General features: G+C 66.7%; 21 protein-coding genes and 1 other annotated feature. Of the genes, 20 read left to right on the plus strand and 1 reads right to left on the minus strand.

All coding sequences use genetic code 11. The features are described 5' to 3' along the window. Positions 1-39: 39 nt before the first annotated feature. Complete coding sequence (locus MBR110_RS25780) at positions 40-468, minus strand: group II truncated hemoglobin (protein ID WP_011880144.1); 429 nt, start codon at positions 466-468, stop codon at positions 40-42. Positions 469-841: 373 nt separating this feature from the next. Here MBR110_RS25780 and nifH point away from each other — a divergent pair, with 373 nt between their 5' ends. The 20 genes from nifH (at position 842) to MBR110_RS25880 (ending at position 17,913) form a co-directional block, all read left to right on the plus strand. Next, complete coding sequence (gene nifH / locus MBR110_RS25785; RefSeq protein WP_011880146.1) at positions 842-1,723, plus strand: nitrogenase iron protein; 882 nt, start codon at positions 842-844, stop codon at positions 1,721-1,723. An 82-nt stretch (positions 1,724-1,805) separates the two neighbouring features. Next, positions 1,806-3,269 (plus strand): nitrogenase molybdenum-iron protein alpha chain, encoded by a 1,464-nt coding sequence (nifD, locus tag MBR110_RS25790; protein ID WP_014725867.1) that lies wholly within the window; start codon positions 1,806-1,808, stop codon positions 3,267-3,269. 76 nt (positions 3,270-3,345) lie between these two features. Further along, on the plus strand, positions 3,346-4,905 hold the full coding sequence (gene nifK, locus MBR110_RS25795) for a nitrogenase molybdenum-iron protein subunit beta (RefSeq protein ID WP_181709671.1): 1,560 nt from the start codon (positions 3,346-3,348) through the stop codon (positions 4,903-4,905). 13 nt (positions 4,906-4,918) lie between these two features. Next, positions 4,919-5,239: a hypothetical protein gene (locus tag MBR110_RS25800; RefSeq protein ID WP_059463589.1), complete on the plus strand. Its 321-nt coding sequence runs from the start codon at positions 4,919-4,921 to the stop codon at positions 5,237-5,239. A 272-nt stretch (positions 5,240-5,511) separates the two neighbouring features. Next, positions 5,512-5,970 carry a hypothetical protein gene (locus MBR110_RS25805; RefSeq protein ID WP_181709672.1) on the plus strand — a complete coding sequence of 153 codons (459 nt, stop codon included), beginning with the start codon at positions 5,512-5,514 and terminating at the stop codon, positions 5,968-5,970. Positions 5,971-6,276: 306 nt separating this feature from the next. Next, positions 6,277-7,770: a nitrogenase iron-molybdenum cofactor biosynthesis protein NifE gene (nifE, locus tag MBR110_RS25810; protein WP_059561386.1), complete on the plus strand. Its 1,494-nt coding sequence runs from the start codon at positions 6,277-6,279 to the stop codon at positions 7,768-7,770. 20 nt (positions 7,771-7,790) lie between these two features. After that, positions 7,791-9,203, plus strand: coding sequence for a nitrogenase iron-molybdenum cofactor biosynthesis protein NifN (gene nifN / locus MBR110_RS25815; protein ID WP_181709673.1), 1,413 nt, complete (start codon positions 7,791-7,793; stop codon positions 9,201-9,203). Beyond that, positions 9,200-9,616, plus strand: coding sequence for a nitrogen fixation protein NifX (nifX, locus tag MBR110_RS25820; protein ID WP_011880153.1), 417 nt, complete (start codon positions 9,200-9,202; stop codon positions 9,614-9,616). The genes nifN and nifX overlap by 4 nt, the downstream gene beginning before the upstream one ends. Continuing rightward, positions 9,609-10,100: a NifX-associated nitrogen fixation protein gene (locus MBR110_RS25825; protein ID WP_014725872.1), complete on the plus strand. Its 492-nt coding sequence runs from the start codon at positions 9,609-9,611 to the stop codon at positions 10,098-10,100. The genes nifX and MBR110_RS25825 overlap by 8 nt, the downstream gene beginning before the upstream one ends. A 23-nt stretch (positions 10,101-10,123) precedes the next feature. Beyond that, positions 10,124-10,315 carry a CCE_0567 family metalloprotein gene (locus tag MBR110_RS25830; RefSeq protein ID WP_011880155.1) on the plus strand — a complete coding sequence of 64 codons (192 nt, stop codon included), beginning with the start codon at positions 10,124-10,126 and terminating at the stop codon, positions 10,313-10,315. A 16-nt stretch (positions 10,316-10,331) separates the two neighbouring features. After that, positions 10,332-10,640: a ferredoxin III, nif-specific gene (gene fdxB, locus MBR110_RS25835; RefSeq protein WP_011880156.1), complete on the plus strand. Its 309-nt coding sequence runs from the start codon at positions 10,332-10,334 to the stop codon at positions 10,638-10,640. 14 nt (positions 10,641-10,654) lie between these two features. After that, on the plus strand, positions 10,655-11,242 hold the full coding sequence (locus tag MBR110_RS25840; protein ID WP_181709674.1) for a nitrogen fixation protein NifQ: 588 nt from the start codon (positions 10,655-10,657) through the stop codon (positions 11,240-11,242). 99 nt (positions 11,243-11,341) lie between these two features. Further along, positions 11,342-11,959: a hypothetical protein gene (locus MBR110_RS25845; RefSeq protein WP_011880158.1), complete on the plus strand. Its 618-nt coding sequence runs from the start codon at positions 11,342-11,344 to the stop codon at positions 11,957-11,959. Between the two features lie 2 nt (positions 11,960-11,961). Further along, positions 11,962-12,504, plus strand: coding sequence for a DUF2325 domain-containing protein (locus tag MBR110_RS25850; RefSeq protein ID WP_059561394.1), 543 nt, complete (start codon positions 11,962-11,964; stop codon positions 12,502-12,504). 353 nt (positions 12,505-12,857) lie between these two features. Then, complete coding sequence (gene modB / locus MBR110_RS25855; protein WP_059463584.1) at positions 12,858-13,532, plus strand: molybdate ABC transporter permease subunit; 675 nt, start codon at positions 12,858-12,860, stop codon at positions 13,530-13,532. A gap of 15 nt (positions 13,533-13,547) precedes the next feature. Further along, positions 13,548-14,300, plus strand: coding sequence for a molybdate ABC transporter substrate-binding protein (gene modA / locus MBR110_RS25860; protein ID WP_059454658.1), 753 nt, complete (start codon positions 13,548-13,550; stop codon positions 14,298-14,300). Between the two features lie 12 nt (positions 14,301-14,312). Then, positions 14,313-15,092 (plus strand): ATP-binding cassette domain-containing protein, encoded by a 780-nt coding sequence (locus MBR110_RS25865; protein WP_034192732.1) that lies wholly within the window; start codon positions 14,313-14,315, stop codon positions 15,090-15,092. A gap of 12 nt (positions 15,093-15,104) precedes the next feature. Further along, entirely contained in the window at positions 15,105-15,920 is an 816-nt protein-coding gene (locus MBR110_RS25870) for a TOBE domain-containing protein (RefSeq protein WP_059561397.1), read from the plus strand. A gap of 168 nt (positions 15,921-16,088) precedes the next feature. Next, on the plus strand, positions 16,089-16,469 hold the full coding sequence (locus MBR110_RS25875) for a PhzF family phenazine biosynthesis protein (protein WP_230939086.1): 381 nt from the start codon (positions 16,089-16,091) through the stop codon (positions 16,467-16,469). A gap of 206 nt (positions 16,470-16,675) precedes the next feature. Beyond that, positions 16,676-17,913, plus strand: a protein-coding gene (locus tag MBR110_RS25880) for an IS3-like element IS1416 family transposase (protein ID WP_105819029.1) whose coding sequence is annotated in 2 segments (ribosomal slippage) — positions 16,676-16,967 and positions 16,967-17,913 — 1,239 coding nt in all. Because the reading frame shifts where the segments join, the coding sequence is not laid out codon by codon here. Continuing rightward, positions 16,957-17,073, plus strand: a sequence feature (AL1L pseudoknot). (Overlaps the previous gene by 117 nt.) Positions 17,914-17,952: the final 39 nt, after the last annotated feature.

Below are 17,952 nucleotides of genomic sequence, written 5' to 3' on the forward strand. Positions count from 1 at the left end.
AAAAATCCTCGGTGTCGTCGTCAAAGGTGAGGGCGAACGTCATCGCCCGGTGTTGCGCAACCAGTCGGCCAGCTTGAAGAGCGCCTGCATCAGTTCATCCCGCAGTGCCGGCTCGACGCCGCATTCGTCGAGCGCCGCGCGCATGCAGGCGAGCCACGCGTCGCGCTCGGCCATGCCGATCGCGAACGCGCGATGCCGCATCCGCAGACGCGGGTGCCCGCGCTGCGCCGAATAGTGACGCGGGCCGCCGAGCCACTCGCACAGATAGGTGACGAGCACCGTCTTCACCGGGCCGAGATCCGCGCCGTGCATCGCGCGGATGCCGGCGGCATCGGGCCGCGTGTCCATCTGGCGATAGAACGCATCGACGATGCGCGCGAGCGCGGCTGCGCCGCCGAGACGATCGAAAGGCGACGGCGGCGCGTGCGCCGCGTGAAGCGAATGAGCGGAGTGGGCGGGCGTGTTCATGAAGCCGCTTGGTGCAACAACCGTACCAGGCGAGATGCGCCGGGCCGCAGCGGACGAAGCGGACAAAACCACGCACGGATGCGCGACAACTGCGTGTCGTTTGCGACGCTGCGCGCGGCGTTTGTCGGGAATCCGACACGACGAAGGAAGCCGGCGCCGACCTCGCGCCGCGCGCAGCCGGCCCGTCGCGACGGGCGTTGCAACGAATGTCGTGCGGGTTGGCACGGAAGCTGCAATTGCTGGGCTGCGGACAACTCCTGGCCGATGCGCGGTGCGACAGAAGAAGACCAAAGGCGATACGGACACGGCAGGCTGACATGGTCGCGATTTCGCAACCCTGGTTTCAACCTCTTTTCTCAATGTGGAGCACGCAATGTCTCAACTTCGGCAAATCGCCTTCTATGGCAAAGGCGGCATCGGCAAATCGACCACGTCGCAGAACACGCTCGCGGCGCTGACCGATCTGGGCCAGAAGATCCTGATCGTCGGCTGCGACCCGAAGGCCGACTCGACGCGCCTGATCCTGCACGCGAAGGCGCAGGACACGATCCTGTCGCTCGCGGCGGAGGCCGGCTCGGTCGAGGATCTCGAGCTCGAGGACGTGATGAAGATTGGCTACAAGGACATTCGCTGCGTCGAGTCGGGCGGCCCGGAGCCGGGCGTCGGCTGCGCGGGGCGCGGCGTCATCACGTCGATCAACTTCCTCGAGGAGAACGGCGCGTATGACGGCGTCGACTACGTGTCGTACGACGTGCTCGGCGACGTGGTGTGCGGCGGCTTCGCGATGCCGATTCGCGAGAACAAGGCACAGGAGATCTACATCGTGATGTCGGGCGAGATGATGGCGATGTACGCGGCCAACAACATCTCGAAGGGCATTCTGAAGTACGCGAACAGCGGCGGCGTGCGCCTCGGCGGCCTCGTCTGCAACGAGCGTCAGACCGACAAGGAGCTCGAGCTCGCCGAAGCGCTGGCGGGCATGCTCGGCACCCGGCTGATCCACTTCGTGCCGCGCGACAACATCGTGCAGCACGCGGAGCTGCGTCGCATGACGGTGATCGAGTTCGCGCCGGATTCGAAGCAGGCGAACGAGTATCGCCAGCTCGCCAACAAGATTCACAACAACGCGGGCAACGGCACGATCCCGACGCCGATCACGATGGACCAGCTCGAAGATCTGCTGATGGAGCACGGGATCATGAGCGCGATCGACGAGTCGCAGGTCGGCAAGACCGCGTCGGAATTGACCGCGTAACGCGCGTCGCGCGACATGCCCCGCCGCGCGGCGCGCGCGGCGGGGCGCGCAGTGGAGAACGACCTCACATATGGAGCATGCTATGACCGCCACGGTTGAAGAGCGCAAGGCCGCGAACAAGGCCCTGATCGACGAAGTGCTGAAGGCCTATCCGGAGAAGATGGCCAAGCGGCGCGCCAAGCATTTGGGTACCTTCGAGGAGGGCAAGCCCGACTGTGGCGTGAAATCCAACATCAAGTCGCTGCCCGGCGTGATGACGATCCGCGGCTGCGCGTATGCGGGCTCGAAGGGCGTCGTCTGGGGGCCGATCAAGGACATGATCCACATCAGCCACGGCCCGGTGGGCTGCGGCCAGTACTCGTGGGCGGCGCGCCGCAACTACTACATCGGCACCACCGGCATCGACACGTTCGTCACGATGCAGTTCACGTCCGACTTCCAGGAGAAGGACATCGTGTTCGGCGGCGACAAGAAGCTCGACAAGATCATCGACGAGATCCAGCAGCTGTTTCCGCTGAACAAGGGCATCTCGATCCAGAGCGAATGCCCGATCGGCCTGATCGGCGACGACATCGAGGCGGTGTCGAAGAAGAAGGCGACCGAATACGCCGGCCACACGATCGTGCCGGTGCGCTGCGAAGGCTTTCGCGGCGTGTCGCAATCGCTCGGCCACCACCTCGCGAACGACGCGATCCGCGACTGGGTGTTCGACAAGACCGATCCCGACAAGCGCCCCGCGTTCGAATCGACGCCGTACGACGTCGCGATCATCGGCGACTACAACATCGGCGGCGACGCATGGTCGAGCCGCATCCTGCTCGAGGAAATCGGGCTGCGCGTGATCGCGCAGTGGTCGGGCGACGGCACGATCGCCGAGCTGGAGAACACGCCGAAGGCGAAGCTCAACGTGCTGCACTGCTACCGCTCGATGAACTACATCAGCCGGCACATGGAGGAGAAGTACGGGATTCCGTGGGTCGAATACAACTTCTTCGGCCCGACGATGATCGAGAAGAGCCTGCGCGAGATCGCGAGCCACTTCGACGACACGATCAAGGCGAACGCCGAGAAGGTGATCGCGAAGTACCGCCCGCTGATGGATGCCGTGATCGCACGGTACAAGCCGCGGCTGCAGGGCAAGAAGGTGATGCTGTTCGTCGGCGGCCTGCGTCCGCGCCACGTGATCGGCGCGTACGAGGATCTCGGGATGGAGGTGGTCGGCACCGGTTACGAGTTCGGCCACAACGACGACTACCAGCGCACGACGCACTACGTGAAGGACGGCACGCTGATCTACGACGACGTGACGGGCTACGAGTTCGAGCAGTTCGTCGAGCAGGTGCAGCCGGACCTCGTCGGTTCCGGGATCAAGGAAAAGTACGTGTTCCAGAAGATGGGCGTGCCGTTCCGGCAGATGCACAGCTGGGACTACTCGGGCCCGTACCACGGCTACGACGGCTTCGCGATCTTCGCGCGCGACATGGACATGGCGATTTCGAGCCCGGTCTGGAGCCTCGCGAAGGCGCCGTGGAAGAAGGCCGCCTGACCCCGCCCGCCGACGCTCGCTGCAGACGCCGGCACCGCGCCCATCGCCCATTTGACGACTGAATCAGGAGTACGTGATGCCACAATCCGCCGACAAGATCCTCGATCACGAGTTGCTGTTCCGCGAACCCGAGTATCAGGAGATTTTCCGCACGAAGAAGGAGCAATTCGAGTTCAACCATCCCGACGAGGCGGTCAAGCAGATCGTCGAGTGGACCAAGACCGAGGACTACAAGCAAAAGAACTTCGCGCGCGATTCGCTGACCGTGAATCCCGCCAAGGCGTGCCAGCCGCTCGGCGCGGTGTACGTCGCGAACGGCTTTCACAAGACGTTGTCGTTCGTGCACGGCTCGCAGGGCTGCGTCGCGTATTACCGTTCGCACTTCTCGCGCCACTTCAAGGAGCCGACCTCGTGCGTCAGCTCGTCGATGACCGAGGATGCGGCGGTGTTCGGCGGCCTGAACAACATGATCGACGGCCTCGCGAACGCATACAACCTCTACAAGCCCGAGATGATCGCGGTGTCGACGACCTGCATGGCCGAGGTGATCGGCGACGATCTCGATGCGTTCATCAAGAACAGCAAGCAGAAGGGCAGCGTGCCGGAAGACTACGACGTGCCGTTCGCCCATACGCCGGCGTTCGTCGGCAGCCACGTCACAGGTTACGACAATTCGCTGCTCGGCATCCTCAAGCACTTCTGGGACGGCAAGGCCGGCAGCGCGGCGCCGCTCGTGCGCGTGCCCGACGACAGCGTGAACTTCATCGGCGGCTTCGACGGCTTCGTCGTCGGCAACATGGCCGAAATTCGCAGGATCTTCGCGCTGTTCGACGTGAAGGTCAACGTGATCTGCGATCCGTCCGAGACCTGGAACACGCCGACCGACGGCGAGTTCCGCATGTACGAGGGCGGCACGACGAAGGAAGAGGTCGAACGCGCGCTGCACGCGAAGGCGACCTTCGTGTTCCAGGAGTACTGCTGCGAGAAGACCAGCAAGTTCATCGCCGAGCACGGCCAGGAAGTCGTCGTGCTGAACGCGCCGGTCGGCGTGGCGGGCACCGATCATTTCCTGATGGAAATCTCGCGCGTCACCGGCAAGCCGATCCCGGCGGAGCTCGAGAAGGAGCGCGGCCAGCTGGTCGACGCGATGGCCGACAGCCAGGCGCACCTGCACGGCAAGCGCTACGCGTTGTACGGCGATCCGGACCAGATGCTCGGCTATACGCAGTTCCTGCTCGAACTCGGCGCGGAGCCCGCGCACGTGCTCGCGACCAACGGCAACGAGGCATGGGCGGCGAAGGTGCAGGCGATGTTCGACGCGTCGCCGTACGGCGCGGGCTGCAAGGTGTATCCGAAGCGCGACCTGTGGCACATGCGCTCGCTGCTGTTCACGGAGCCCGTGGATTTCCTGATCGGCAACACCTACGGCAAGTATCTCGAGCGCGACGCGAAGACGCCGCTCGTGCGCATGGTGTTCCCCATCTTCGATCGCCACCACTACCACCGCTATCCGACCTGGGGCTACGCGGGCGCGCTGCGCACGCTGATCATGTTGCTGGACGAATTCTTCGAAGCGCTCGACGCGAACACGATGGTGCCGTCGAAGACCGACTACAGCTACGACATCATCCGTTGACACGGAGGCCGCGATGACGGAACGGGTACTCGTCAAGACGACGCAGGACGGCCGCAAGGTCGAGGTGATCGACGGCTGGGTCTGCCTCGCAGGCGTGCGCGAGACCGATCATCTGGTGCCGTTGGCCGAGCATCCGAACCGCCAGGCGATCGCCCGCACGGTGCGCTGCGCCACGCACGTGGCGGGGCGCCTGCCGCTCACGCACGACGAGGCCGCGATCGCGCAGGGCGCGCTGTCGGCCGCGCAGCGCGCGTTCGACGCGAGCCCGCAAGGGATCGCGCAGCGCATCCGGAAGGCCGTATGGGCGAAGACGGCAGCAGAGGGCGTCGAGTGAGCGCCGGCCGTTGCGATACGACGGCGTTACGACGTGGCGTCGCTCGGTCGCGGCGCGATCGGTCGGTCGGTCGGTCCAACAGGGTTTTACCTCGCGAAATTTGGCCCGCCGCCGGTATGGGGCGGCTTTTTTTCGGCGCGGCGATCGAGCGGCGCGCGTGACGAGGATTCGACGGCGTGCGCCGCGGCAGCGATCGGCCATCGCCGGGCCGCGATGCATGGCCCGACGCATGCGCCGTGGCCGCAGCGGCCGGATGGCGCCAGGAGGACGCGGTGATCTACGTGCTTGAACTGCCGGAAGCCGGCGCGCCGAACGCATGGTTCGCGTACGACGACGCCGATTTTGCGCGCAAGGTGGCGGCGTCCGACCCGCTCGCGCGCGACGAAATCCACGACACGCTGACGGTGCGCGAGCTGCTCGCGTTCGACGGCGCCGAACCCGACGCGGCGCTGTGCGCGCTCGGCGACGCCTATGGCTGGGACGCGACGCTCTACCGGGCCGACTACGTGCTCGGTCGCGGCGTCTGCGGCAACCAGCCGGTTACGCTGCGCGACGCGGCGGCGGCCGCGCTCGCCGCACGCAGCGCAGCCATCGTGTACTGGACCGACGACGACGCGCTCGCCGCGTTCGAGGGCGGCGATCCGCGCGTGGCGGGCGAGCGAAACTGGCGGGCGAGACGGGCGCTGTACGAGCAGCTCGTCGCGCTCGACGTACTGGCCGACGACAACTGACCGGCGGCGCACGAACATGAAGAAACGGCGAACCGCACGAACTCCGGCCGATGCGTCGGCGAACGCTTTCGCGACCGGATACGGGAACGAGCGATCGCCCGCTCGCACCGGCGCTGCGCCTTACAGCGTTCGCCGCTCGAGCGCGACTCGCGCGTTGTCGGGTTCCGTTCAAAACCGTCCAAAGCGCGTCCGAATCCCGACAACGCGCGCGCCCCGTCAGACCGCATCGAACGGTGTTCATGGGGCTGAGCCGCATGGTATGGAATTTGCGGATATCCCGTTGCACGAACCTGAGAGGAACCCGTCATGTCCGCATCGCTGAAAGCCAAGATTGCCGAAGTGTTCGACGAACCGGGTTGCGACAAGAACCAGGACAAGAGCGAGAAGGCACGCAAGAAGGGCTGCACGAAACAGCTTTCGCCCGGCGCGGCGGCCGGCGGCTGCGCGTTCGACGGCGCGAAGATCGCGCTGCAGCCGATCGTCGACGTCGCGCATCTCGTGCACGGCCCGATCGCGTGCGAAGGCAACTCGTGGGACAACCGTCACTCGGCATCGTCGGGCTCGCAGCTGTACCGCACCGGCTTCACGACCGACATCAACGAGCTCGACGTCGTCTACGGCGGCGAGAAGCGGCTGTTCCGAAGCGTGCGCGAAATCATCGAGAAGTACGATCCGCCCGCCGTGTTCGTCTACCAGACCTGCGTGACCGCGCTGATCGGCGACGACATCGAGGCCGTCTGCAAGCGCGCCACTGAGAAGTTCGGCAAGCCGGTGATTCCGGTCAACTCGCCCGGCTTCGCGGGGCCGAAGAACCTCGGCAACAAGCTCGGCGGCGAGGCGCTGCTCGACTACGTGATCGGCACGCGCGAGCCCGACTACACGACGCCCTACGACATCAACATCATCGGCGAATACAACCTGTCCGGCGAGCTGTGGCAGGTCAAGCCGCTGCTCGATGCGCTCGGCGTGCGCATCCTGTCGTGCATCTCCGGCGACGGCCGCTACGACGCGGTGGCGAGCGCGCATCGCGCGAAGGTCAACATGATGGTGTGCTCGAAGTCGATGATCAACATCGCGACGCGGATGCAGCAGCGCTACGGGATTCCGTACTTCGAGGGCTCGTTCTACGGGATCGGCGACATGAGCGATACGCTGCGGCAGATCGCGACGCTGCTCGTGCGGCAGGGCGCGCCGGCCGACCTCGTCGAGCGCGCCGAGCGTCTGATCGCGAGCGAGGAAGCGCGCGCGTGGGCGCGCATCGCGCACTACAGGAAGCGCCTCGCCGGCAAGCGCGTGCTCCTGATCACGGGCGGCGTGAAGTCGTGGTCGGTGGTCGCGGCGCTGCAGGAGGCGGGGCTCGAGATCGTCGGCACCAGCGTCAAGAAGAGCACGAAGGAAGACAAGGAGAAGATCAAGGAGATCATGGGCGACGACGCGCACATGATCGACGACATGACGCCGCGCGAGATGTACGCGATGCTGCGCGACGCGAAGGCCGACATCATGCTGTCGGGCGGGCGCTCGCAGTTCGTCGCGTTGAAGGCCCGCATGCCGTGGCTCGACATCAACCAGGAGCGCCACCATCCGTACGGCGGCTACGAAGGGATGGTCGAGCTCGTGCACGAGATCGATCGCGCGATCTTCAACCCGGTGTGGCAGCAGGTGCGGATCCCCGCGCCGTGGGGCGACGACGGCGAGACGCTCGGCGCGGTGCGCGCCGGTGCCGCGGCCGCATCGGCACCGATTCCGCATGGCGTGCATGCGTGGGCGATGGGGCTCGAACCGGGCGTCGTCGCCTGAGCGGGCCGGGGAGAGCTGCGATGGCTGAAGTCGTCGATTCGAAAAAGGCTTGCGCGGTCAATCCGCTCAAGATGAGCCAGCCGCTCGGGGCGAGCTATGCGTTCATGGGCCTCGACGCGTGCATGCCGGTGATGCACGGCTCGCAGGGCTGCACGTCGTTCGGCCTGGTGCTGCTCGTGCGTCACTTCAAGGAGGCGATCCCGCTGCAGACGACCGCGATGAACGAGGTCACCACGATCCTCGGCGGCTACGAGAACATCGAGACGGCGCTGCTGAACATCCGCAAGCGCGCGGCGCCGAAGATCATCGCGATCTGCTCGACGGGGCTCACCGAAACCAAGGGCGACGACGTCGAAGGCTATCTGCGGACCGTACGCAAGCGCAAGCCGGAGCTCGACGATACCGAGATCGTCTACGTGTCGACGCCCGACTACGTCGGCGGCTTCGAGGACGGCTACCGGCTTGCGGTCGCCGCGATCGTGCGCGCGCTCGTGAAGCCGCTGCCGGCGAACGCGCGGCAGGTCACGCTGCTGCCGGGCAGCCACCTGTCGCCGGCCGACATCGACGAGCTGCGCGAGATCATCGCGGCGTTCGGGCTCAACGCGATCGTGCTGCCGGACCTGTCCGGCTCGCTCGACGGCCACATCGCGCCGGACTGGCGCGGCACGACGCTCGGCGGCACGACGCTCGAGCAGATCCGGGCGGCGGGCGCGTCCGCGTTCACGATCGGCGTCGGCGAGCAGACGCGCATGGCGGCCGAGACGCTCCATGCGCTGACCGGCGCGCCGTTCGAGATCTTCGAGCGGCTCACCGGGCTCGAGCCGAACGACCGGCTGCTCGTGCGGCTCGCGCAGCTCGCCGGGCGGCCGGTGCCGGACAAGTATCGGCGGCAACGCAGCCAGTTGCTCGACGCGATGCTCGACGGCCACTTCTACACGGGCGGAATCAAGGTCGCGCTCGGTGCGGAGCCGGACCTGCTGCTCGCGCTCGGCTGCCTGCTGCACGAGATGGGCGCGGAGCTGCGCTGCTGCGTCAGCACGACCGCGTCGGCCGCGCACGCGCTGCTGCCCGCGCCACACGTGCTGCTCGGCGATCTCGAGGACCTGGAGCAGCGTGCGGCGGATTGCGATCTGCTGATCACGCATTCACACGGCCGGCAGATGGCCGAGCGGCTCGGCAAGCCGCTGATGCGCGTCGGCTTCCCGGTGTTCGACCGGATCGGCAACGCGCACCGCTGCCAGGTCGGCTATCGCGGCACCATGAACCTGATCTTCGAGATCGCGAACCTGATGATCGAGCGGATTGCGCATCACGGCCCGGGCGACTGGCCGCTGCCGCCGCACGCGGTCGATCTCGCTGCGCGCGATCCCGCGCGCACATTGGACATTCCGATCGTCGCCCAACCGATATTCGACCAGGAGCACACCGCATGAAGATCGCCTTCGCGACCCAGGACAAAGAGCATGTCGACGCGCATTTCGGCTGGGCGAAAAGCATCGTCACGTACGACGTGCGGCCGGACGGGCACACCTTCGTCGAGTCGTTCGAGTTCGGCGGCAAGCTCGAGGAGGACGGCGACGAGGACAAGCTCGCCCCGAAGCTCGACGCGATCAGGGACTGCGCGATCCTGTACGTCGCCGCGATCGGCGGCTCGGGCGCGGCGCGCGTCGTCGCACTGAAGATCCATCCGATCAAGGTTCCGCAGCCCGAACCGATCGGCGAGATCCTGGTGAAGCTGCAGGAGGTGCTCAACGGCACGCCGCCGCCATGGCTGCGCAAGGCGCTCGCGAAGGACGGCGGGCGCACATTCGATTTCGACGAAGACGACGAGGTATCACATGGCTGACGCCACCATCGACACGACGCCCGACGCGGCCGCGGACGAAGCGCTGCTCGCGACGCCGTTCGTGCAGCAGCTGATCAAGCAGCTGCGTGCACAGGACCTGCACGGCACCTGGGAGAACCGCAGCGACCTGCAACTGCTGAAGCCGTTCATCCTGAGCGCGGACGAGCGGCGCGCGATTCCGATCATCGGCGACCCCGATCCGGAGACGCTGTGGCGGCTCGAGCTGTTCTACGCGGCGGTTGCGGTCGCGATCGAACGCGAGACGCGCCAGATGGTGTCGCCGATGATGAAGATGAGCCACGAGGGCTTCGGCCGGATGGTGCTGATCGCGGGGCGGCTCGTCGTCGTCAACAAGCAATTGCGCGACGTGCACCGCTTCGGCTTTCCGTCTCTGGAGAAGCTCGCGGCGGCGGGCGGCAAGTTCCTCGACGACGCGATCGAAATGATTCGCGCGTACCCGGCCGTCGCGCAGTACGGCGCGTGAGCGGCGCAACGCGGAGAAAATCGATGACCAACCAAGCCGACGAACTGAAAGCGCGCCTGAAGAAGCTCAATGCCCAGGCGACGCAGGCGAAGATGGATCTGCACGACCTGTCCGAGGAACTGCCGACCAACTGGGAGCAGATTCTCGCCGTCGCGCAGCGCTGCCACGACGCGCATGCCGCATTGATGGAAGCGCGCAAGGCGAGCGCCGCGTGACGCGAGGCACCCGACCATGAGCGAAACCTTCAACGTGAAACTGCCGAGCGGGGAGACCTGGACGCCGACGTTCGTGTCCACGCTCGACGAGGCCAAATGCATCGGCTGCGGCCGCTGCTTCAAGGTGTGTCCGCGCGGCGTGCTCGAGCTGGTCGGCGTCGACGAGGACGGCGAGCACGTCGCGCTCGACAGCGACAGCGACGATGACGACGAGTACGAGAAGAAGGTGATGACGATCGCGCACCGGCAGCTGTGCATCGGCTGCACCGCGTGCGCGAAGATCTGCCCGAAGAAGTGCTATACGCACGCGGCGGCGCAGGTTTGACGGGGCGAGCGGCGATGGACGTGCGCGCGATCCTGATGCGTTGTGCGGTCGACGAGCAGGATCCGACCGTGCTCGCGTTCGTCGGCCCGCTCGCGGTGGCGTTTGCACGCGGCGAGGCCGACGCCGCGACGACCGTCGGGCTCGACGCGACCGATACGCACCGCGTGCTGGACCGCTGGTTTCCGGGCGCACGAGCGGCACTCGCGGCGTGCGCCGAGTCGCCCGGCGCTGCGCTGCCGCCGATGCACACGCAACCGCACACGCCGCGTGACGACGAGTTCGACGATCTGGTCGCGCTCTTCGTCGAGCACGCCGACTCCGATGCGGGCACGCGCGACGAAGCGCGCTGCGTCGCCCACGTGCTGGCGGCCGCCTGCGCGGGCGACAACCATTTGTGGCAGGACTTGCTGCTGCCGTCGCGCCGCGAGCTGTCCGCGCTGATCGGGCGGTGGTTTCCACGGCTCGCCGCGAAGAACACGCGCGACATGAAGTGGAAGAAGTTCTTTTACAAGCAGCTGTGCGAGCGCGAAGGACTGTTCGTCTGCAAGGCGCCGAGCTGCGGCGCGTGCGCCGATTACGCGCACTGCTTCGGACCGGAATAGCGGCGTTTCGCGCGATGTGGCGCGGAACCTGCTTCGTTTCGGACATCGTTATGTAGCGCGATATATAACCGACAAACCGAACAGGGAGCCGACACGCTCATGAACCCGAACCCGGGGGCTACGCCCCGCGCACGCTGGACGCCGTGTACGCGCGCCTGCTATCGGACGCTGCAATGGCCGGCCGCGCCTTTTCCACATGAGCGGCGCGACGCCGTCGGGCCGACCGTATGCCCGACGCTGCCCGCTCCGCCGCACCGGCTGCTCGCGATCTGCACGGAAGCGGGCCTGCGCGATCTGGTGGCGTGCCACATGGCGCGCTTGAAGACGACGCCGCTGTTCGCACGTGCCGGCGACTGCTTCGATTGCATCGTCGAGCGCGTCGCGGACTTCGTCGTCGAATCGTGCGGCGGCCCGCTGTACTTCAGTCAGCGTCACGCGCGTCTGCAGGCGGGCGCCGGGCTGCCGCTGCTGCTCGACGAGGAGGGGCGGGAGCTGTGGCTCGTGCATTTGTGGCATGCATTCGACGACGTCGGCTTGCCGAGCGCGTTGCGCGCGGATTTCTGGCGCTGGGCGGAACCGCTGTCGGTGCAGCTGCTCGCGCCGCATGCGCGGCACGACCGACTGACCCGCTATTCGTACGACACCGTGCAAAGCTGGTTCGCGATGCCGCCTGCGCAGCCCGACCCGCCGGGCCGGGATCGCACCGGCGCGCGCTGATCATGCCGCGGCCGGCGATGTGCGCGCTCGAGCGCAGCACGCAGCGCGCGTCGCAATCGCTGCGCGAGCACGACGAAGCGCTCGCGCGTCTCGCGCGGGTACGCGCGCATGCGGCAAGCCTCGCGCACGAGCTGCAGGCGGTCGAGCAGGTCATGCTCGACGGCGACTTGCTGTCGGCGATGCTGGTCGGCCGCCGCTTCGTCTACGTCGGCGGCCGGCCGGTGAGCAACGCGGTATTGCGCGCATGGTCGAGCGCGTCGGGCGGCGAATTCGTTCATCACGTGGCGCGGATCGACGACGACGGCGGCCCACGCGCGCAGCAGTTCGCGGCGCTGCTGCAACGCGCCGACGCGGTGCTGTGTCCGCTCGACACGATCGATCCGGACTCGCTCGCCGCGCTGCGCGCACACTGCGCGCGCCGTCGCGTGCGCTGGATCGCGCTGCGCACGTCGAGCGTCGCCAGCTTCATCGCCGGTGTGCTGAAGGCGCAGCGCATCTCGCGCGCGGCGCGTGCGGCGGCATGCGTGTGTCCGCGTCATGGATGACACCGGCGCTGCACGGCATTCGTGTCATGTCGGGAATCGGACATGTCGGTTTCGTTACGTCGCCTCGGTGTCTTTCTCGATGTCGAGAACGCGTGCGGCGACGAGCGCCGGGTTCGGTGGCCTGGCACGCTGCGCAGCGCCGATTCGTCGCGTGGCCGCATTGCTCCGCCCGCATCGGCAGCTGCTCGAGCCGGCCGCGCGTGACTTCGAACCTGCGCAGGGCGCTCGCGCGGCTCCCGGCGCGCCTCGGTCGGAGTTGAGGCTTTCCTGCCGGCCGACGCCTCGCGATGGAGGATGGCCTGCATCTTGCAACGTCGGTGATGTAGCCGAGTTCATCACGAAAGGTGTCGCAAATGTCGGGTTTCCTACAACGCATCGACTGGCCGCCGCTGTTGCTGTCGCTGAAAGTCGCGAGCCTCGCGACGCTGCTCGCATCGATCGCCGGCATCGCGCTCGGCTGGCTGTTCGCGCGCCGTCGCTTTCCGGGGAGCGCGATCGTCGAAGCCGCCTGCATGTTGCCGCTGGTGTTGCCGCCGACCGTGATCGGCTACGGGATTCTGATCGTCGCGGGCCGGCGCAGCGCGCTCGGCAGCTGGCTCCATGAACAGTTCGGCTACACCTTCGTGTTCAACTGGCACGGCGCGGTGCTCGCGTCGACGATCGTCGCGCTGCCGCTGGTGCTGAAATCCGCAAGCGCCGCGTTCGCGGGCGTCGACCGCTCGCTCGAGGCGGCCGCGCGCACGCTGCGGCAGTCGCCATTCTCGACCTTCGTGCGCGTCACGCTGCCGCTCGCATGGCCGGCGATTCTGGCGGGCGCGCTGCTCGCGTTCGCGCGTGCGATGGGCGAGTTCGGCGCGACCTTGATGATCGCGGGTGACATCCCGCGCGAGACGCAGACGCTGTCGCTCGCGATTTACGACGCGATGCAGGATGGCCGCGACGGCACCGCGTTCTTTCTCGCGTGCGTCACGTCGGTGCTGTCCGTCGCGGTGCTCGTGTTGTCCAAGCGCTTTTTCACACTACGTTGAGCCGGAGAGGGATTCATGAAATCAATGATTCGATGCTTCGCGAGCCTGCTGTGCGTGCTCGCGCCCGTCGTCGCGCTCGCGCAGCAACTGACCGTGTCGGCCGCGGCCAGCATGACCGATGCGTTCAAGGAAATCGTGCCGCGCTTCGAAGCCGCGCATCCCGGCGTGACGGTGCGGATGAACTTCGGCGCATCGGGCACGCTGCTTCAGCAGATCCGCGTGGGCGCGCCGGTCGACGTATTCGTCAGCGCCGATGCGGCGACCGTCACGCGCGGCATCGATGCGGGCATCTTCGACGGCGCGACGCAGCGCACGCTCGCGACGAACACGCTGGTGCTGGTCGTGCCGGCCGGCGACGCGTCGCCCGTGAAGTCGCTCGCCGCGCTAGCGGACCCGGCCGTGCGACGGATCGCGATCGGCAAGATCGCGACCGTGCCATGCGGCCGGTATACGCAGCAGGCGCTCGAGCGCGCGAAGCTGTGGGGCGCGCTCGGGCCGAAGATCGTGGAGTCCGACAGCGTGCGGCAGGTGCTCGACTACGTCGCGCGCGCCGAGGCCGACGCGGGCTTCGTCTATCGGACCGACGCGATGCTGATGCCCGATCGGGTCGCGGTCGTGCAGACGGTGGACGACCACGATCCCGTCGTTTATCCGGTCGTCGCGGTTCGCGCGAGCAGCGCTCCTGCGCTCGCGAAGGCATTCATCGCGTATCTGTTCGGCCCGGACGCACAGGCGATCCTGAAGCGGTACGGCTTCACGCACGCGTGACGGAGTGTACCGGTGATCGACGTCGACTTCGATGTGGCGGTGTCGGACGGCACACGGCGTTTCGCGCTCGCAATGCGCTTCGCGTCCGACGCGCGCGTGATCGCGCTCTACGGGCCGTCGGGCGCCGGCAAGTCGTTGACGCTGCAGACCGTCGCCGGGCTGCTTGCGCCGCGACGAGGGCACGTGCGCGTCAACCGGCGCACGCTGTTCGACGCGGACTGCGGAATCGACGTGCCGCCCGAGCGGCGCGGCATCGGCTGCCTGTTCCAACATTACGCGCTGTTTCCGCATTTGTCGGTGCGCGAGAACGTCGCGTTCGGGCTGACCACGTGGTATCGACGCCGCTTGTCGAACGACGCGCGTGGGCGCGTCGACGAGCTGCTGGAGCGCTTCGGTCTCGCGTCGCTCGCCGGCAGCCGGACCGACGGGCTGTCGGGCGGGCAACGGCAGCGTGTCGCGCTGGCGCGCTCGCTCGCCTGCCAGCCCGGCCTGCTGTTGCTCGACGAGCCGTTTTCCGCGCTCGATCCACCGTTGCGACGCGACTTGCGACGCTATCTGGACGAGGTGCTCCGCGAGTGGCAGATCCCCGCGATGATGATCACGCACGACGTCGACGATGTGGTGGCGCTTGCCGACGTCGCGTTCGTGATCGAGCAGGGCCGGGCGGTGCGCGAGGTCGACGTGCAGCGCGGCGTGGCGACTTCGCTGGAACGTATGTGCGCGGACGCGCGCCCGCCGACGCCGCACGAACAGCGTGTGCGCGGTTTGCTGCGTGCGTCCGCGATCGACTGACGCGGTGGACGGATGCGAGAGACGGGCGGTACGCGCAACGATGCGACGCTGTTGATCGGCGAGCTGAAGCTCGCGGGCCGCCTCGACGAGCGGTTTTTCGCGCTGCTGGAGGCGATCGACAACACGGGTTCGATCAACCGTGCGGCGCGCGTCGCCGGTTACAGCTACAAGGGCGCGTGGCTGGTGCTGGAGAGCGCGTCGAATCTTGCGAGCCAGCCGTTGTTCACGACGGAGACGGGAGGCAAGGGCGGCGGCGGTACACGACTTACGCCGGCCGCACGGGAGTTGCTGTCTGCATGGCGGGTGCTGCAGGTGAGGACCCGACGGTTCCTGCGGGAACAGGAAGCATGGCTGGTTCAATCTCCGGCGCTGTCCGGATTACTCAGGAGAATCGCAGTGAAAACCACCGCTCGCAATCAGTTTTCGGGAACCATAGCCGCGGTCAGCGATGGACCGGTCACGACCCAGGTGACGTTGAAGATATCGGGCGATCAGGAGATCGTTGCGACGATGACCACGGCCGCGGCGAAGCGGCTCGGTCTCAAGATAGGGCAGGACGCGATCGCGCTGATCAAGTCGTCGGCCGTCGTGCTGGTCGCCGATTTCGCCGGCTACGTGCTGTCCGCGCGCAATCAGTTCAGCGGGTCGATCTCGCGGATCGAGCGCGGCGCGACGACGTCGCTCGTCGTCGTGACGCTGGCGGGTGGCGTGAACGTGACGTCGAGCGTCACGAACGACGCGGTCGATGCGTTGGGGCTTGTCGTGGGGCAGCCGGCGACGGCGGTGTTCAAGGCTTATTCGGTGATGGTGGCGGTGGCGGCGGCTTGAGGCGTCATCGTGGTGAAGAGCGCCTTTCCGCCGGCCGTGCGGATGCAGGCGATCGCCACGCAGCTCACGCTGCCGACCACGGCCTTCGTGATCGAACGGTAGCCGGGCGACCACGCAATACGCTGGTTCACGCCGGGCGCCGAGCTGAACGTCTGCGGTCACGCCACCATCGCGACGATGGGGTATCTGTACGATGTCGAGCAGGTTCGGGCAAGCGGTCCGCTGTGCTTTCATACCCAGTGCGGACCGCTGCATGCATACGACGCCCGCCGCGCTACCGCCGCGCCTCCACGCGTCGCTGGGCTCGACGATCCACCATTTCGCGCGCGCGGTCGACGACTTTCTGGTGCTGCTGATTCGGAGGAAACGGTAAGCGGGCTCACGCCCGGCTTCGACGCTCTGAAGACCTTCGACTGCCGCGGCCATGTCGTCACGGCGCCCAGCCGGCGCACCGGCGTCGATTTTGTGTCCCGTTCCTTCTTTCCCGCGCTCGGGGTGAACGAGGTTCAGGTATGCGTGTCGGCCCATTGCAAACTGGCGCCGTTCTAGGCCGGGCGTCTGGAGCGGCGTCGCTTGTCGGCGCTGCAGGGGCCCCCGCGCGGCGGCCGCCTGATCGTTGAGGACGGGGAAGACCGCGTGCAGTCGCGGGCACTGCGGTCGTGCGGGCGCGGCTGACCCTATAAAATGGTCAGCCGCCCCGCAAGCTGAACCGCACCGAATTTTGTGGAGGCTCGGATTCTTGAGAGAATCGAGCCATGAACAAGAAGGCAACCAAGTTTTCCCCGGAAGTCCGGGAGCGCGCAGTGCGTCTGGTACGTGAGCAGCGTAGCGAACATCCGTCGATGTGGGCGGCGGTCGAATCGATTGCGCCGATGATCGGCTGTACGCCGCAGACGCTGCTGGATTGGGTCAAGCGCGAGGAGATCGATCGTGGGGAACGTGATGGCGTGAGCACGGCCGAGCGTGAACGCATCAAGGCCCTGGAGCGTGAGGTCAAGGAACTGCGCCGTACCAACGAGATTCTCAAGCTGGCGAGCGCGTTTTTCGCCCAGGCGGAGCTCGACCGCCGATTCAAGTCCTGAAGGCCTTCGTTGATCAGCATCGCGACACCTTCGGGGTCGAGCCGATCTGCAAGGTATTGCGGATCGCCCCGTCGGGCTACCGACGCCATGCTGCGCAGCTTCGTGATCCGTCCAAACGCTGCGCTCGTGCCAAACGCGATGAGGTCCTGCAACCCGAGATCAAGCGTGTCTGGCGGGCCAACATGCAGGTCTACGGTGTGCCGAAGGTCTGGAAGCAGATGAACCGGGAGGGCATTGTGGTCGCACGCTGCACGGTCGGGCGGCTGATGAAGCTGCAGGGCTTGCGAGGCACAGTTCGCGGCAAGCGAGTTCGCACGACGAATCCCGATACGAGCGCCCCGCGCCCGCTGGACCGGGTCAACCGGCAGTTCAAGGCTGAGCGCCCAAATCAGCTCTGGGTGTCTGACTTCACCTATGTCTCGACATGGCAGGGTTGGCTGTACGTGGCGTTCGTGATCGACGTGTTTGCCCGTCGCATCGTCGGTTGGCGCGTCAGTTCGTCGATGAGCACGGACTTCGTTCTGGATGCGCTCGAACAGGCGCTGTACGCGCGCCAACCGGGCGACGATGGGACCTTGATACACCACTCCGATAGGGGGGCTCAATACGTCAGCATTCGGTATAGCGAACGTTTGGCCGAGGCGGGTATCGAGCCGTCCGTCGGCAGCCGTGGCGACAGCTACGATAACGCGCTGGCTGAAACGATCAACGGTCTCTACAAGACGGAACTGATTCATCGGCGCGCCCCTTGGAAAACGAGGGAATCCGTCGAACTGGCAACGCTGGAATGGGTCGCCTGGTACAACCATCATCGGCTGATGGAACCGCTCGGCTATATCCCGCCCGCCGAGGCTGAGGCAAACTACTACAGGCAACTCAGAAATGCTGCTGAAGTGCCTGCATTAACTTAAACCAACCGGCCTCCACGATTCCCGGTGCGGTTCAAGCAA

The organism is Burkholderia sp. MBR-1 (assembly GCF_013822785.1).
GTDB classification, from domain to species: Bacteria; Pseudomonadota; Gammaproteobacteria; order Burkholderiales; family Burkholderiaceae; genus Burkholderia; species Burkholderia vietnamiensis.